17 protein-coding genes are annotated in these 14,264 nt (G+C 36.3%); 6 read left to right on the plus strand and 11 right to left on the minus strand.

All coding sequences use genetic code 11. The features are described 5' to 3' along the window. The first annotated feature begins 281 nt into the window (after positions 1-281). Complete coding sequence (locus tag F981_RS07760; protein WP_004720244.1) at positions 282-806, plus strand: hypothetical protein; 525 nt, start codon at positions 282-284, stop codon at positions 804-806. On the opposite strand, the gene F981_RS07765 is transcribed toward F981_RS07760, so the two are convergent. After that, positions 796-1,392: a DUF4291 domain-containing protein gene (locus F981_RS07765; protein WP_004720246.1), complete on the minus strand. Its 597-nt coding sequence runs from the start codon at positions 1,390-1,392 to the stop codon at positions 796-798. The genes F981_RS07760 and F981_RS07765 overlap by 11 nt on opposite strands. A gap of 99 nt (positions 1,393-1,491) precedes the next feature. On the opposite strand from F981_RS07765, the gene F981_RS07770 reads away from it, so the two are divergent. Then, entirely contained in the window at positions 1,492-1,827 is a 336-nt protein-coding gene (locus F981_RS07770; RefSeq protein ID WP_004720251.1) for a hypothetical protein, read from the plus strand. A gap of 76 nt (positions 1,828-1,903) precedes the next feature. On the opposite strand, the gene gcvH is transcribed toward F981_RS07770, so the two are convergent. The 8 genes from gcvH to F981_RS07810 all read right to left on the minus strand — a co-directional run bounded on the left by gcvH (position 1,904) and on the right by F981_RS07810 (position 9,451). Next, positions 1,904-2,278, minus strand: a complete 375-nt coding sequence (gene gcvH, locus F981_RS07775) for a glycine cleavage system protein GcvH (protein ID WP_004720254.1) — start codon at positions 2,276-2,278, stop codon at positions 1,904-1,906. A 117-nt stretch (positions 2,279-2,395) separates the two neighbouring features. Next, positions 2,396-3,427: an AraC family transcriptional regulator gene (locus tag F981_RS07780; RefSeq protein WP_004720255.1), complete on the minus strand. Its 1,032-nt coding sequence runs from the start codon at positions 3,425-3,427 to the stop codon at positions 2,396-2,398. 93 nt (positions 3,428-3,520) lie between these two features. After that, complete coding sequence (locus F981_RS07785) at positions 3,521-3,970, minus strand: MaoC family dehydratase (protein ID WP_004720258.1); 450 nt, start codon at positions 3,968-3,970, stop codon at positions 3,521-3,523. A gap of 256 nt (positions 3,971-4,226) precedes the next feature. Next, the gene (locus tag F981_RS07790) at positions 4,227-4,715 is read right to left on the minus strand and encodes a GNAT family N-acetyltransferase (protein WP_004720262.1); all 489 of its coding nucleotides are present in this window, start codon (positions 4,713-4,715) and stop codon (positions 4,227-4,229) included. A 135-nt stretch (positions 4,716-4,850) separates the two neighbouring features. Continuing rightward, positions 4,851-6,050 (minus strand): acyl-CoA dehydrogenase family protein, encoded by a 1,200-nt coding sequence (locus tag F981_RS07795; RefSeq protein WP_004720264.1) that lies wholly within the window; start codon positions 6,048-6,050, stop codon positions 4,851-4,853. Between the two features lie 24 nt (positions 6,051-6,074). Further along, positions 6,075-7,361: an acyl-CoA dehydrogenase family protein gene (locus F981_RS07800; RefSeq protein ID WP_171066942.1), complete on the minus strand. Its 1,287-nt coding sequence runs from the start codon at positions 7,359-7,361 to the stop codon at positions 6,075-6,077. A gap of 258 nt (positions 7,362-7,619) precedes the next feature. Continuing rightward, positions 7,620-8,993 carry an ABC1 kinase family protein gene (locus F981_RS07805; RefSeq protein WP_004720267.1) on the minus strand — a complete coding sequence of 458 codons (1,374 nt, stop codon included), beginning with the start codon at positions 8,991-8,993 and terminating at the stop codon, positions 7,620-7,622. 152 nt (positions 8,994-9,145) lie between these two features. After that, the gene (locus F981_RS07810; RefSeq protein WP_004720270.1) at positions 9,146-9,451 is read right to left on the minus strand and encodes a hypothetical protein; all 306 of its coding nucleotides are present in this window, start codon (positions 9,449-9,451) and stop codon (positions 9,146-9,148) included. A gap of 192 nt (positions 9,452-9,643) precedes the next feature. Between F981_RS07810 and F981_RS07815 the strand changes: the two genes are divergently transcribed. The 4 genes from F981_RS07815 (at position 9,644) to aroC (ending at position 12,796) form a co-directional block, all read left to right on the plus strand. Next, entirely contained in the window at positions 9,644-9,961 is a 318-nt protein-coding gene (locus F981_RS07815; RefSeq protein WP_004720271.1) for a DUF4124 domain-containing protein, read from the plus strand. Between the two features lie 219 nt (positions 9,962-10,180). Then, positions 10,181-10,564 (plus strand): lysozyme inhibitor LprI family protein, encoded by a 384-nt coding sequence (locus F981_RS07820; protein ID WP_004720273.1) that lies wholly within the window; start codon positions 10,181-10,183, stop codon positions 10,562-10,564. Positions 10,565-10,678: 114 nt separating this feature from the next. After that, positions 10,679-11,689 carry a 50S ribosomal protein L3 N(5)-glutamine methyltransferase gene (gene prmB, locus F981_RS07825; protein ID WP_004720275.1) on the plus strand — a complete coding sequence of 337 codons (1,011 nt, stop codon included), beginning with the start codon at positions 10,679-10,681 and terminating at the stop codon, positions 11,687-11,689. A 12-nt stretch (positions 11,690-11,701) separates the two neighbouring features. Next, positions 11,702-12,796 (plus strand): chorismate synthase, encoded by a 1,095-nt coding sequence (gene aroC / locus F981_RS07830; protein ID WP_004720277.1) that lies wholly within the window; start codon positions 11,702-11,704, stop codon positions 12,794-12,796. Between the two features lie 137 nt (positions 12,797-12,933). On the opposite strand, the gene F981_RS07835 is transcribed toward aroC, so the two are convergent. Together F981_RS07835 and F981_RS07840 are read right to left on the minus strand one after the other, a co-directional pair. Further along, positions 12,934-13,407, minus strand: coding sequence for a hypothetical protein (locus F981_RS07835; RefSeq protein ID WP_004720279.1), 474 nt, complete (start codon positions 13,405-13,407; stop codon positions 12,934-12,936). 129 nt (positions 13,408-13,536) lie between these two features. Then, the gene (locus F981_RS07840; protein WP_004720280.1) at positions 13,537-14,016 is read right to left on the minus strand and encodes a CinA family protein; all 480 of its coding nucleotides are present in this window, start codon (positions 14,014-14,016) and stop codon (positions 13,537-13,539) included. Between the last annotated feature and the right edge of the window lie 248 nt (positions 14,017-14,264).

Raw genomic sequence — 14,264 nt, forward strand, 5'->3', positions numbered from 1 at the left:
AATCTACGATAAAATTTTATTATTCCAGTTCAAGTAAGTTGGTTGAGATATCAGGTTTTAAAGACAATTATCTCAATGTATATTTTGATTTTTATAGAATAAAAGTCGAATTAGATGAAGTTGATATTACAAATTTGTACCCCTTGGATAAATTATAAAAACATCAATATTTAATACTTGATTTATAAGTATAAATTAATTTAACTAAGTATTTGTAGATTCATTTTATCAAAATATTATAAGATTCAGAGAAGTTCCAAGATAATTTTAGGAGTTGTGTTATGAGTTTAAGTGTAGAGCAAAAAACTGCGATCGAAAATTATGCTTTTGGGAGAATTAGTGAATATAGGTTTAAAAAAATACTTGATTTAGATATTGAGAATAATCAAACATTTGGGGCTGATTTATTCAAATTAGCTAATGACAATAAAGAAGAGTTTGCATTGGCGATAGGAATGGGCTATTTATTTAGAGATGGTAGAAAACTGGAATCAGAATTATTTTCTTTTATTAAAAAAATATACTTTAGTGAATGGCACCATGAGCATGAAAACATTATTGATACATTTTCTAGGCAAGAGAGTTGTGAATATATTGATTTTTTATATGAAGCTATAATATTTGTACCCCAATATTTAGTAGGTTTTGAGGAGAGATCAATTGCAAGAAGGGCTTTCTTTGGATTCGGAAGAAATATTTCTTGTCCCAAAGCTTTGGAATATCTGAATCAATTTCTTAATGATCCAGACCCAACACTAAGAGGATTTGCCGATGAACAATTTAAGATCTTAGGAATTAAAGTTTAGCCACATCAATAGTTTGATCTGGAATATAAATACTTTCATTAGGAAGTAATAAGCTTGCTTCCTTAAATTTATGCTCTACTACTAAATTAGAGATTTCTTTTGCTTCTTCTGTTATATCAATGATATCAGTTACCCATTTATTGATGTAATGTTCAACTGCAATTCCACTTAGACCGATCTGAATAGCTCTGTATTTTAAAGGTTCTAATAATAAATTTCGTTCAGGATCCCATTGTATTCTTACAGGAGTTTTGGATTTAACTATATTCCATTCATCTTCTTTAATTGCTATAGGCTTATGGCTTGAACAACTATGACTTAATGCCCAGTCGAAGCCATCTTTTGATATATCTATTGCTAAAATTTTTTGTTGCTTATTATCTTTATGTCCCCAACCAGCGCGATACATCATCCAAAGAAATGAAGGCTTTATCCATGTCATTCTAGTCATTTTGAAATGAGGATTATCCTTAAGTGATTTATTTCTAATTGCTAATGAGGCTAATTTATTAGAAAAAGCTTGATATACTCTAATGGTAGATTCTGTTTGAAAAGCCCGAATAACTTTTTCATCATATTTATTCATTTTTTAACTCAGATAAAAATATGATTATATTTTATAGTATAAATTGATAATTGGATCATTCTTGTTATAATAATTTAAAATATAAAAATTGGTCAACACATGAAAAATATACTTATAGCATTATGCTTTAATCTACTATTTTGCAATTCTGTATTTGCAAATAGCCCATTCTCACCCACAAAAATAAGTGGATTAGTCGTACATGATTACGGAACAGATATAATTATTGAATTGAAAGCTAATGTAGCGACAGGTGAGGGATGTCAAATAGCAAATCAAGTAGTATTAAGAAAAACTCATCCATTATTCAAAGAAGTGTATGCTGCACTTTTATCTGCTTTTCATAGCCAAACTGTAATTCAAGGTTGGATTAATGGTTGCCATACTATAGGAGAAAGTAGACCTATTCTTACTCGCCTTGATTTAAAAAAATAATTTTAATCAAATTTTAAAAACAAAAAAGATCAGACTCATCTGATCTTTTTGTGTTTAAGCATTAGGATTTTAAAAATTAAAGCCCAGCTTCATATTCGCTATTGCTGAGTAACTTTTCAACATCTGCAATATTGTCTGGTTTAATTTTATAAATCCAGCCTTTGCCATACGGGTCGTCATTCACAAAATCTGGATCATCTTCGAGTGCAGTATTCACTTCTACAACTTCACCCGAAACAGGCGCATGAATATCAGATGCTGTTTTAACGGATTCAACTACACCTGCCTGAGCGCCAGCAACCACATGGCTACCTACTTCAGGCGCTTCAACGTAGACTAAGTCGCCTAAAGCATCTTGAGCATGGTCAGAAATACCAGTAATCACAAGATCACCTTCAATTTTTACCCATTCATGTGTAGCTGCATATTTCAAATCTGAAGGATGATTCATAATGACTCCATTAATCAATTTATTTTTGGCACGAGTTATACAGGTTTTTTAATCAAAACAGAAAGCAGAGATACTGATAAACTTATTCATCGAAACAAATAATTGTGATAAATCACATTATAAGTATGGGTCTTTGCGCCAACTACTTGGGCTACGACCACTCCAGCGTTTAAATGCACGACTAAAGTTTGCAACATCACTATATCCGAGTTCATCTGCAATTTGTTCCAGTGTATAGTCAGTACGTGACAGTAACGATGTGGCATGGCGATAACGTACTTCATCTACCAGTGTAGAGAAAGAAGTACCTTCTGCAGCCAACTGACGCTTTAATGTACGGTCTGACATATGCAGACGATCTGCGACATTTTCAATACTTAAATAATGCTGTTCCGAATGAGTCAAGATATCACGTACACGCATCGCCAAGCGGCGTCTTTCACCCAAAGCTGAAAGTTCTGCTTCACATTGATTAATCGCAATTTGACTGGCAATCGGGTCAGCATTGACCATTTTTAAGCCCAAGTAGGATTTGTCAAAACTTGCAATGAGATGTGGCTGTTCAAAACGCATATTGTATTGCTTTGCCAGTTTCTCGATGTATTTGTCAAAACCATCAGGCTTGGGAAAATCAAAGTCGATATCGCCATGCAAATAATCAATACCAGTCAAAGCTTTTGCCATGGTCATAATACCAAAGGTTAGCCCCATCACAATTTCTGTGCGCAAAGGTTCGATTTCGATATCACATTGCAATTGAAGTGTGGCTTTTTCACCAAAAGTAGAAAAATACAATTGTAGAAAGGGCATACGCAACTGGATAAAGCGGTTGGCTAAGACAAGCGCATCGGTAATATCGTGTGCTGTCATGATGGCATAACCAATAAAGCCATGGATTGAAATACGCATTTGTGTACCGAGATGAAAGCCTAAGGTGCTTTCACCTGTAAGTTTTAATGCGTGTTTAATCAATTCATTGGCAAGTGGTGTCGGAATCCGACACTCAGGATCTGCTAACTGTTCGCTGGTAAAATTAAAGGGTGCGAACAGTGTTTCAGCGCTATATCCCCAACGAGAAACAATATCTAATAATAATAGTCCATAAACACCAGGAATTCCCTGATCTTGGCGAGCTGAGACTGTTTTCATGTGCTTTCCATTGCTCTGAACATTGTTTTTACTTGTTTAATCATATTGTCATGATATGGAAAAACCCTTAAATATTGTAAGACAAATTTAGGATTAATGTGCATCAAAATTGCGTTTAAATACCACAATTTTAGTGGTTGAAATCAGCAATACATCATCATCTTGATTTTTTGCTTGTGTTACATAGGTCACAATTGCACGATCATTTTTGGTTTTAGAGGGCTGGATAGATACAATTTCGACATCAACATGTATTTTATCGCCCACACGCGTGGGTTTTGGCCATCTTAAACTTGATTCTGAACCAATTAAGCCATAAGCAACAGGGAAGCATTCTGTCCAAAGACGCATGGTGACTGCAGAGGTATGCCATCCACTTGCAGCAAGTCCTTTAAAAATCGGGTGATCTTTGGCTTTTTCAGCATCAGTATGGAAAACTTGCGGATCATACTTATGTGCAAACTCTAAAACCTCATCCAAAGTCATTTCGTACTCACGACTTTTAAAATGATCACCAATATTTAAATCTTCCAAATACAACATTGTTTATACATTCCCTTAATTTCACACAATACTCATAAATGATGATGTTCTACGCATAAAAATTAAATTATCTAAACTTTTTCATTGTAAATCACCATTAAGCAATTTCAATGACTGTTTTGCCAATCATCCATTTTTTTAATTCGCATTGAAATATCACTCAAAATTTCGAGTGATTTAGACCATAATAACATTGTGTTATGTCCTGAAAGTAATGAAAATACGACCAAAGTGAATTGAACAAACTTATGACGCATTAAAGCAATGTTTTAAGCATCCAAACTTCACAAACATGACTATGACCAGTATTACCTTTAGGTTGTGATAAATGCTCAAAGCCTAACTTTTCATAGAGTTTAATGGCTTGCCATAAATCTTGAGTGGTTTCTAAATAACAAGACTGAAAGCCTTGTTGTTGAGCAAATTCAAAACACTTTTCCAAAATTTTCTTAGCAAATCCTAAACCACGAAGTTCAGGCAAAAAATACATCTTTTGAATCTCTAAAACAGTTGCATCACCTTGTAATGGTGAAAGACCTCCGCCACCAACAACGTGACCATTTGCATCCTCAATAACCCAATATTGGGCATTGGGTTGAGCATATACCTGATATAAATCATCCAGGATCGGGTCGGCTACAGCAAAGCCTGATTCAGGTGCTAAGCCAAATTCTTTAGATACTTCACGAATGACTTGTGCGATCGACGGATTATCTTGTATTTGTATCGTTCTAATTTGGTACATAAGTAAATGAAATAAAAAAGGTAGAATTTTTATAACAAAAATTCTACCTTTTGTGATCAGTTAAAAATTCAACTGATCAAAACTTTAGCAATTGAATAGTGATAAATAAGTAAATTTACAAGTTTTACTGCAACACTATTTTAATTCACTCGAAGATTTACCCAATTCTCGACGGGCAATAATCAGCTGTTGAATCTGTTGCGTTCCCTCAAAAATATCTAGTATTTTTGAATCACGGGCCCATTTTTCTAACAATTCATCTTCGTTATAACCCACACTGGCAGCCAGCTCTACACATTTTAACGTGATTTCATTACAAATACGCCCAGCTTTAGCTTTAGCGATAGAAGCTTCGCGAGAGTTTGGTTTTTTGTTATCTGCCATCCATGTGGCTTTTATGGTGAGTAAGCGTGCAGCTTCCCATTCTGCTTCCATCCGATAGATTTGTGCAGCCAAATTGGATGTTTGCAAATATGGAGTTGCATAGTCGGGATCTAGTTCATCTTTAAAGATGTCTTTAATACGTTCTAAAGATGCTTTGGCACAGCCCACTGCCATGGCAGCAACAAGTGGGCGGGTATTATCAAAGGTTTCCATCACGCCCGCAAAACCTTTGGCTACATCAATTTCTGCATTACCCAGTAAATTTGCTCCTGGGACACGGCAGTCAATAAAACTGATTGCCGCTGTATCCGATGCCTTAATACCAAGTTTATGTTCAAGGCGTTCAACTTTCATTCCAGGTGTACCTTTAGGCACAACAAAAGATTTAATTGCAGCACGGCCCAATTTCTTATCTAAAGTTGCCCAAACCACAACTGAGTCAGCACGTTCCCCAGAGGTGACAAATATTTTTTCACCGTTCAGAATGTAGTCATCACCATCTTTGGTTGCGGTTGTGCGAATCGCAGCAGAGTCAGAACCACAACCAGGTTCAGTAATGGCCATCGCAGCCCATGTCCCCTTAAAACGCTCAAGCTGTTCATCATTGGCGACTGCCGCAATCGCAGAATTGCCCAGCCCTTGACGAGGCATGGTCAGCAATAGGCCGGTATCGCCATAACACATTTCGATTACACCCAAGGCAGTCGACATATTGGTGCCATTTTTATTATTACTGTCGATATCGCCACGTTTATTAATTGCAGCGCCAGCATTGAGCCCATCACCACCGTCATTCATACCATCCAGTAAAGAAGCCAGCATATCGAGTTCTTTAGGATAGGCATGTTCCGCTTTGTCGTATTTACGAGAAATTGGGCGTAAAACATTTAATGCAGTTTCGTGTGCTTGATCTAAAAGCATTTGGAATTTTTTTGGATTTTGTAAATTCATGATTTTTATCCTTTATCTTCTAAGTTAAGCGTGTAAGCCAGAATGTAGAACAGCTGTTGCACGTAAGTCGCGGTACCAACGCTCAGCGGGATGTTCCTTAGTAAAACCATGTCCACCTAAAATTTGCACACCATCTGTACCAATTTTCATGGATTTTTCTGCACAAAGTAGACGGGCTAAATACGCTTCTCTATGGAAGGGTTGTCCTGCTTCTGCAAGACTGGCAGCATTTAAAATCAACATACGCATTGCATCAATTTCAATCGCCATATCTGCGATCATAAATGCCACACTTTGACGGTGTGAGATAGGTTCACCAAATGCAGTACGTTCATTGGCATATTTGATACTGTAATCTTTAACCGCTTCACAGCTACCAACAGCCATTGCACACCACATTAGATTGCCTAAATCTAAAAATGCAGGGTAATTAAAATCGTCGTCACCTAGACGTTGGGCAGGGGTATTGTCAAACTTCAAAGTTACCGTTTCAGTTGCTTTTAAACCCATTGCCGGTGATTTTTTCACTGTAATACTTGGATCTCGCTTTACAACGAAAACGTCCGCTTGACCCTTAAAGTCAGCACTAACAAGGAATAAATCCGCTGTTGCACCCAATAGCACTAAAGTTTTTTCTCCAGTAATGCTGAATTGTTCATTGTTGGCAGTTGCTTTAGTTTTTAAACGTAATGGATTAAATGCAGGGGTTGCTTCTTGTACTGCAAAAGTGGCTTGAATATCAGTATCATTGGCAAAATTTGCTAAATAAACAGATTGAACTTTTTCAGAACCCCATTGCGTGATTGCATTGATGACACTAAAAGTAGAGAGCAGACCTGCAGCAAGTGAGAAATCACCTTTAGCCAAGCGTTCAGCAATTAAAATATTACTCACAATATTTTTTTCAGATGCGACACCACCTAAAGCTTCAGGTAGTGCATAGTAATTTAGACCTAAATCGGTACTGTGTTGCCAAAGCTCAGCTGGAAACTTTTCGTCGTGATCCGCTTGATGAGCCAATTGATAAAGTACTTCGGAAGCAAATTGATCCATGGCATCCACCGTCATTTGCTGCTCTTCAGTCAAACTCAGATCAAATAGGGACTTTTGCTGATTGGGTAGACGTTGTTTAGTTACATTTGAATCTGATTTAAATGCTTTTTGAGTTGCGCTTAAGGTTTTAAAACCTGCTTTAGAACCTTGATAAAGAGATCTTTCAATAAATTTACGCAACTTAAACTGATCAAGTAAGTCACTACCTGCAATTTTAGTAATTAGATTTAAACCCAAACCTTGAGCTTTATTTACCATATTGGTCATGCCGAAGTCCCTGTATTTTAGTGTCGGTATACAATAATCCTGACATGCATAAAAATAAAAAACTATGTCAAAGCTGACAAAGTGATTGACCTTAGATGAATGGTTGAGTAGATGATATATTTGTTATTAATATTCTGATTTTTATTGTTTATTTTTAAATAAAAAAACCCAACATTTGTTGGGTATTGGTAAAAGTGACATTTTTAAAACTTTTACAATCTCGTTTAGTCAGTATGAAAACTAAAAAGATTAAACAAAAGGTACAATCATTTTACGAACATTGGTCTTTGCTTCAATCACCGTCATAAATGTATAAGCACCAATAAATTTACGACTGATAAACATAAATTCTTTTGGTGGAATACTGAAATAACGTGAAGCCATTGATTTTGAAGCACGTTGCATCACACGGCTATGTAGCTGGCTTTTTTTCCAGTCATAACGGTTATGTTGATCCATCACCCCAGCAGGTAAATCTGGATTATTTAAAGGTGTACTAAATGCTTCTGTTGCCAATAAAAATACTTTTGCCATATCGGGTTTAATGCTTAAAGGCATTGCATCAAAGAACTCATAGCCCGACATCGCATTGACCATTGCTTCAGCATCGTGGTTATAACCCGCTTTGATTAAATTACAAGCTACGCGAAGTAATTGGTCATCGAACTGACGTATAGCGCCAAAATCTAACAAAATAATTTTATCTTTTATCTCTTCACCATTGCCCAAGCGAACAAGGTAATTGCCAAAGTTCGGGTCGGTTTGCATTTCGCCCCACTCAAACAATTCACGAACTGCGATTTCAAGTGATGCTTCACCTAAAAGATTACGTCGCTCTTGTGGTAAAGACAGCATGACAGGGCTGTTGATGGGTACACCACGTTCAAAGGTCATACAAAGGACTTGATTGGTACAATAGTCATCAATAATTTGTGGCACACCATAACGTGGATCTTCTTTAAGTCGCTGGCCAAAACGACGGGTTGTTGCCGCTTCAACTTTATAATCAACTTCACGATGCATCATTTCACGCACTTCATCAAACCACTGATCGAACTCACGGGTTTGTGGCACCATACGTGTCAATTTAAGCATATTTCGAAATAGGCTCATATCTGAGTCTATGGCATCAGCTACACCTGGATATTGGATTTTAAGAACCAGCTCTAATCCATCTGACTTACGTGTTGCGCGGTGAACCTGAGCCAGCGAAGCCGTACCAATCGGTTCATGATCAATGGTGAGATCGTTAAGTTTTGAACCCAATTGGCTGACCAATTGCTCTTTAATCGCAGGCCATGCAAGGGCAACTGTTTGATTATTGAGGGTGTTTAATGCTTGAGTAATTTCTTCAGGTAAAAAATGCTCGCCATAAAGCGCCATCATTTGACCGATTTTAACAATTGAGCCTTTTAGCTTGCCAATTTCTTGAACAAGGTAATTGGCTTGTTCTTTCATAGCTTGTTTACGTTTTTTTTCTTTTTCTTCTTCACTTGAAAAGATTGAACTCGCACTTGAAGCTGCCCAGCGTGTACCTGCCAATAATGATGCTTTTGCAATTGATAAGCGACGATCCATTGATGAGGTTTTTAACTGTTTGAGCTTTTCGTTCTGATCTGACATGAAGATAAAATCCTTTATAAGAGATTCGAAAAGATAAAAAGATGACTAATTGTAAGGAATATTACATGGAATGACTGTATTTAAACAGTTCAATTCGCTGAATGGGAGAATTAAAATTAATTCCATCAAAATAGCCTAAGCAATATTAAAATTTACATTCTAAATTGGATTTTAAGCTCTTTCCGGAGTATTAAACCTTGCTTATTTGAAGCAATGTAATTGATGATCAGATCTTTAACACTTTGATTGGTAAAGCCAAGCGCATAGCCCTTAACAATGATAATGCTGGGCAAGCTAAAGAAAAAATATTTTACATCGTCTAGAGAAGGCGCTTCGTAAACACCTTGTTCAGTGAGTGTTTGTTGAAAAAATTGCTTTTCAATTTTAACATTTGGAGTGGATTCATCATCCCACCATGACTGACGCATTGCCATGAGGTTATTATGTTTGTAGCTCATAAATTGACTAAATTCATAAATATTTAAAAACTTGTTGTATATATAAAGGTGAAATGACCCAATTTCAAGTTAAGCGCTCAATCTCAGCAATTTTGCCACAAATAAGTTTATATTTTATAACCAAGCGCATTGATTTGTTTTAAAAATATACAATAATAGGCTTGAAAATAAATCTAAAAAATTAGGTGCATTGTGAAACAAATTTTAGGACTTTGGCTGTTATTTTATATCCCTACAACTTTAGCTGAAGTTTATACCTGTGTATATAAAGGAAATACCGTATATCAAAGTAAACCTTGTGCTGGTACAGTGGCTAAAAATAATATCAATTACTCTCAAAAATCGTTAACTGATCGTCAAAAATATGAACAATGGAAATCCACACGTGAGCCGAAAGTCGGAATGTCTGGAGATCAAGTGATTAAAACGACCGTTGGGGAGCTCCTGAAAAGAAACGTTCGTTTAGCTCAAATAGAGGTAAAGACGAGCTTTTGTATTATCCAGAACTAGGCTTAATTTCATTAAAAAATGGTGTAGTCACATCAATCAGTCAATAGCCGGCGAGATTTTTCACAGTGGTGATTGTTTTAAATCAAGTTTTAACAATAATTTATCTGCAATGATTGTATTTAGTTTCAAATCTTTTACACTCTTTTGCATAGGCGATTGTTGACAATCAGTGCCTGAGTTCTTTGGATTAAAATAATGATTTTGGGATAGGGGAATTGGATGTATTTAAAGTATTGGGGTATCAGTTTAGTTGTATTATTGCCGATGCACACGCAGGCGATCGGTTATAGCTCAGACTATTTAAGCTGTATGAATTCGGCAGGTTCAAGCTCGGCAACACTTGCCAGCTGTATGAAAACTGAGTTGAGTAAGCAAGATGATCGTTTGAAATCATTATTTAAACAGACGCTGGATCTGTATACAGACAAGCAACAGAAAGCTCAAAAGAAATATCAGAAACAATGGTTTAAACTTCGAGATCAGCAGTGTGATGAGTCAAATAAATCAGTTTCTGATGATTATAAAATGAAGTATTACAATTGTGCCCTCAAACAAACAGTCAATAGAGCCAATATGTTAGAGAAACAAAGCTATCGTTTATAATGCTTTATTGCGCCATAAAATAATTGCTAAGTAAATTGTCGTAAAGCATTATAAATGTCATGCAAAACAAGGTATCATAAGGCGTTTAAAAATATGACCTTGGAGAAACCTTAAGTGGATCGACCGACTATTAGCCCTGAACATTTACAGGAAGCTGCTGAAAACCTATCAACAATTCGTGATTTTATTCGTTTTGGGGTTACAGCTTTACGTCAATACGATGCACATTTGGGTCAAGGTACAGAAGATTATTTCGCAGAAAGTTCTGCCTTGGTTTTACAAACGCTTTCTTTAGAATGGAAGGCGGATGCTGAAATTTTAGATTCAAAATTATTGCCAAGTGAAAAAGCTGAGTTTTTAAATTTACTCGAACGTCGTGTAAATGAAAGAATTCCAACCTCTTATTTACTTAACCTCTCTTATTTCTTTGGTAAGCCATTCTATGTTGATGAGCGTGTGTTAATTCCTCGTTCACCGATTGCTGAATTGATCGAAAACCGTTTTGCACCTTATTGTTTAGATGAAAATGGGCAAACTCGTGCAGGCGTGAATAATTTACCTGAAAACCCAAATCCAAAAACACCACAGCGTATCTTAGATATGTGTACGGGTTCAGGTTGTATTGCGATCGCGTTGGCATATGCATTCCCTGATTCAGAAGTAGATGCAACTGATATTTCTAAAGAAGCATTAGAAGTGGCTTCTATTAATGCGGAGCATCACAATAAGCAATATCAGGTGGCTTTGCTTGAGTCTGATTTGTTTGCCAAAATTCCAGCTGAAAATCAATATGATTTGATCGTTTCAAATCCACCCTATGTGGATGCCGAAGATATGGCTGATCTTCCAGATGAATTCCATCATGAACCTGAACTTGCTTTAGCAGCAGGCCAAGATGGTTTGGATTTAGTTCGAAAAATGTTGGCTCAAGCTGCTGATTATTTAACTGAAGACGGTTTAATCGTAATTGAAGTGGGTAACTCAGAATGGGCAATGAAACAGAATTTTAATACGATTGATTTTTACTGGTTACAGTTCCAAAAAGGCGGTACAGGTATTTTTGCTTTGACTGCTGAACAATGTCGTACATTCCGTGATTTATTTATTCAATCTATTCAAGCTTAAGGAGTCGTAAGCATGGCAGGTAACAGTATTGGACAACTCTTCCGTGTAACGACTTGTGGTGAATCTCACGGCGTAGGCTTGATGGCAATTGTTGACGGTGTGCCACCGGGTCTTGAATTATCTGCTGAAGATTTACAAATTGATTTAGATCGTCGTAAACCGGGAACGTCTAAGTTTGCCACTCAACGTAAAGAGCCAGATGAGGTTGAAATCATTTCTGGAGTTTTTGAAGGTAAAACGACAGGAACTTCAATTGGTTTATTGATCCGTAATACAGATCAAAAATCTAAAGATTATGGCAATATTGCGCAAACTTTCCGGCCAGGCCATGCGGATTATACTTATACGCAAAAGTATGGTTTCCGTGATTATCGTGGTGGCGGTCGTTCAAGTGCACGTGAAACGGCGATGCGTGTGGCAGCGGGTGCGATTGCAAAGAAATTTCTTTTTGAAAAATTTGCGATAGTGATTCGTGGTCATGTGACGCAAATTGGTACAGAAAAAGCACAAGCTTTAGATTGGAATGAAGTCCCGAATAATCCGTTTTTCTGTGGTGATGTCAATGCAGTTCCACGTTTTGAAGCGCTGGTGACATCATTACGTGAACAGGGTACCAGTTGTGGTGCAAAGCTTGAGATTCTTGCAGAAAAAGTACCTGTAGGTTGGGGTGAACCCGTATTTGATCGTTTAGATGCTGATATTGCTCATGCCATGATGTCAATCAATGCGGTGAAAGGTGTTGAAATTGGAGATGGTTTTGCAGTTGCAGAACAATTTGGTCATGAAACCCGTGATGAACTTAGCACAGATGGGTTTTTAGCCAATCATGCAGGTGGTATTCTCGGTGGTATTTCTTCAGGCCAAACCATCCGTGTAGCGATTGCGTTAAAACCAACCGCAAGTATTACTACACCAGGAAAAACCATCAATCTTGATCGTGAAGATACAGATGTACTCACCAAAGGTCGTCATGATCCTTGTGTAGGCGTGCGTGCGACACCTATTGCTGAAGCCATGCTTGCCATTGTATTGATGGATCATTTTATGCGTCACCGTGCACAAAATGCTGATGTGGTTGCACCATTTGCACCAATTGAACCTAAATAGCAAATATATTTCAGATAAGAGAAGGTATTTTAGTTTTGAAATACCTTTAATTATTAGAGTAAATTTCATAAGTTAAAGATTTTGAGTTAAAAAAACCAGACATTTTGTCTGGTTTTTTATATCTATGCTGCTCAGTCTTATTGAGTAACAATTTGGCCTGTATAACCTTTTAAGAACGTCAGATACGCAGAAGACTGTTGACCATCTGCCTTTAAGATTGAACGTTCAACATCACCCTGATTGGTTACCAATTTAAGTGAAATTTCTTTACCATTACGGAATGAGTTAAGAAAGCTGACAGGAACATTAATCGAGTTTGATGAAACTGTACCCGCATATTGTGTCGTGTTAATGGTTGAATATGTATATGGCTGACCATCCACTAAGAAGACAAATTGGGTAATATCATATTTTGTTGGATTGTTAATTTCTGCTGTGATTTTAAAGCCATCACGGATTTCATCTTTCCAACGCATAGAAAGTTCAGGGCAAACTTCATTTGCTTCACAGATTAAAGGGCCTTTTGTAACAACTCTTTCTGGATAAGAGCCAGCACAACCTGCCAAAGTTAAACATGCTAAAGAAGAAATTACCGCAAATTGAAGTTTCATACCGCTTCCTAATAAGTTCATTTGTGTTATTGATATGTTGATAATCTATGTAAAATTTACCGCTTTTTAGTTAAAAAGTGAATTAAATATTTCAGTAATTTGTATTTCAGTTAAGGCATAGCATAAATCTTAAACAAAATTTAAGATTTTTAATATTTCTTTTGCTACATTTTCAGTTAATTGATTTAAACGAGTCAACGGCTCACCTTCAATAAAATATTTAAAATTCGACAATGTGTTTTGATAATGGATTGAGATAAAAAAAGTACCTTCTGGTTTTTCAATACTAGCACTACCACCAGGTTTAAGTAAGCCTGTACAACTGACAACGATATCTGCAGCGCTAAAGAGCTTTTTCCCTTGAATTGCCATCACTTTAGTGACTTCAACTGATTCAGCGCTATATTTTTCGATGAGGGATGGATCTATCTGTAAAATTGAAATTTTAATAGAAGGGTCGTAACTGACTAAGCCACCTAATAAAATATCTGCACCACTATTTTTATAGATCGAAAATTGGCTGGATAAATAACCAGAACTTGCACTTTCAATAAATGCGACTGTTAAATTCTTTCTTTCAAGCAGATCACAACATTGTTTTAAAAGCATTGGTATGACTCTAAATTAATTATTTATATTCAATAATTTAACTATAAGTGAATTGAGAAAATTTGCAAGAAAACCAAATAAAAAATAAGCATATCGAGTCGTGAAGTTAATTATTATTTTAATATTTTTAAATATAAATCATGATGTTAGCTCTACATAGTTTATCAGAGACAAAATTAATCAAAAGAACGCTGAGTTGAAATAAGCTTGTCATATTTATTTGCCATAATGACGGCACAAACAACAAA

The organism is Acinetobacter guillouiae CIP 63.46, from assembly GCF_000368145.1.
Classification (GTDB): Bacteria; Pseudomonadota; Gammaproteobacteria; order Pseudomonadales; family Moraxellaceae; genus Acinetobacter; species Acinetobacter guillouiae.

Coding starts and splice junctions, on each gene's coding strand:
- F981_RS07765 (WP_004720246.1), bottom strand. CDS start 1,392: ATGAATAAATATGATGAAAAAGTTATTCGGGCTTTTCAAACAGAATCT.
- F981_RS07835 (WP_004720279.1), bottom strand. CDS start 13,407: ATGAAACTTCAATTTGCGGTAATTTCTTCTTTAGCATGTTTAACTTTG.
- aroC (WP_004720277.1), top strand. CDS start 11,702: ATGGCAGGTAACAGTATTGGACAACTCTTCCGTGTAACGACTTGTGGT.
- F981_RS07780 (WP_004720255.1), bottom strand. CDS start 3,427: ATGAAAACAGTCTCAGCTCGCCAAGATCAGGGAATTCCTGGTGTTTAT.
- gcvH (WP_004720254.1), bottom strand. CDS start 2,278: ATGAATCATCCTTCAGATTTGAAATATGCAGCTACACATGAATGGGTA.
- F981_RS07795 (WP_004720264.1), bottom strand. CDS start 6,050: ATGAATTTACAAAATCCAAAAAAATTCCAAATGCTTTTAGATCAAGCA.
- F981_RS07800 (WP_171066942.1), bottom strand. CDS start 7,361: ATGGTAAATAAAGCTCAAGGTTTGGGTTTAAATCTAATTACTAAAATT.
- F981_RS07760 (WP_004720244.1), top strand. CDS start 282: ATGAGTTTAAGTGTAGAGCAAAAAACTGCGATCGAAAATTATGCTTTT.
- F981_RS07805 (WP_004720267.1), bottom strand. CDS start 8,993: ATGTCAGATCAGAACGAAAAGCTCAAACAGTTAAAAACCTCATCAATG.
- F981_RS07790 (WP_004720262.1), bottom strand. CDS start 4,715: ATGTACCAAATTAGAACGATACAAATACAAGATAATCCGTCGATCGCA.
- F981_RS07770 (WP_004720251.1), top strand. CDS start 1,492: ATGAAAAATATACTTATAGCATTATGCTTTAATCTACTATTTTGCAAT.
- F981_RS07810 (WP_004720270.1), bottom strand. CDS start 9,451: ATGAGCTACAAACATAATAACCTCATGGCAATGCGTCAGTCATGGTGG.
- F981_RS07785 (WP_004720258.1), bottom strand. CDS start 3,970: ATGTTGTATTTGGAAGATTTAAATATTGGTGATCATTTTAAAAGTCGT.
- F981_RS07820 (WP_004720273.1), top strand. CDS start 10,181: ATGTATTTAAAGTATTGGGGTATCAGTTTAGTTGTATTATTGCCGATG.
- F981_RS07840 (WP_004720280.1), bottom strand. CDS start 14,016: ATGCTTTTAAAACAATGTTGTGATCTGCTTGAAAGAAAGAATTTAACA.